Source organism: Rahnella rivi (genome assembly GCF_019049655.1).
In the GTDB taxonomy this organism is placed as follows: domain Bacteria; phylum Pseudomonadota; class Gammaproteobacteria; order Enterobacterales; family Enterobacteriaceae; genus Rahnella; species Rahnella rivi.
On record NZ_JAFMOX010000022.1, the window covers coordinates 1 to 1274 of the forward strand.

Consider the following 1274-nt stretch of genomic DNA (forward strand, 5'->3'; position numbering starts at 1 on the left):
ATGCTATATGCACTTTCGAAATTTTGTGCATTTGGAGTTCTTGTTGTTTATCTAAGTTTTTGGGTAAATAGAGTAAAGAGTTCAGATAAAAGTTTTGGGGGTGCTGCATATTGTATTTTTTTAATGTGTATTATTATTAATCTAATAATAAATAGCCCTCTATCGAGCCCAAGATTTCATTTTTTAAGTATGGCTGTAGCAATTGCTGTGATATTTAATAAGATGAAAAGTCGTTTATCTTTAGTAATACTATTTGTTGCATCCCCGATATTTTTATTTGTACTATTTCCATTAGTAAAACATCTAGGGGAAAAATCAAACAATTATAATACTTATGATCTATCAGATTATGTAGTCAAAGGATTGGATTTCGATTCCTTCCAGCAATTAGTCAATATTGTCAGGTTCGTAAGTGATACTGGATATTCGTGGGGTGTTAATTTTATTGCAGGAATTAGCTTTTTTATACCAAGAAGCTTATGGGGCTCCAAACCGACAAATTTAGGGATGCTTGCAGCGGAGCATCAAGGGTATTTTTATACGAATTTAAGTGCTCCATTGGTCGGAGAGTTATATTATGCTGGAGATATGGTCTTTGTTATATTCGGCGCTTTAATTATAGGTATTATAACAGGTCGTGCAGATTCGTTTCTTAGGGAATCTAAAGTTTCATATTATTACTTCATTGGTTTATGGTTATCATCCTTTTCGTTTATAATATTCAGGGGGTCGTTTGGGTCTATTGCCCCTCCTATTATGCTTGGTCTATGCTCATCACTATTACTGCTTTTTATAAACAGGCTTAGTAAAAAATCCTAACACCTGTTATTTATTAATCTTAACCGAGATGTAAATATGAATAATGTTGTTATGTTTACAAGATCATTACCTATGCATGGACTTGGTGGAATGGAGGTTGTGGCCTGGGATATTGCTAAAGGGTTACATCATCTCGGAAGTAAAGTGAGAGTTATTACTACTAAAACGCAAGAGTATAATGGGCTACATGATTTCGATGGAATTGAAGTTTTGTTTATCGATAATGTTAAAAGCGGCAAATACTCATATGGATGGTGGAAATATTCTAAAGAAGCTTTCGAGAAAAATTATATGAAGGATTGCGATACTGTTTTTAGTGTTAGCACTGGTGGTTATGGTGTGATAGATCTAAAACGTAAATATCCACATATAAAGTTTTTAATTCAAGTGCATGGCACAGCTTGGGGCGAGTTCATCTCAAAATTAAAAACAAGAACATTAAAAGGTTTTTTGAC

1 protein-coding gene and 1 pseudogene are annotated in these 1274 nt (G+C 33.4%); both read left to right on the forward strand.

Features of this window, described 5'->3' with window-relative positions; translation table 11 throughout:
* Positions 1–819 (forward strand): annotated as a pseudogene (locus J1779_RS00125) (hypothetical protein); the annotation flags it as partial.
* A 36-nt stretch (positions 820–855) separates the two neighbouring features.
* A partial coding sequence (locus tag J1779_RS00130; RefSeq protein WP_238484988.1) for a glycosyltransferase occupies positions 856–1274 on the forward strand: 419 nt, incomplete at its 3' end.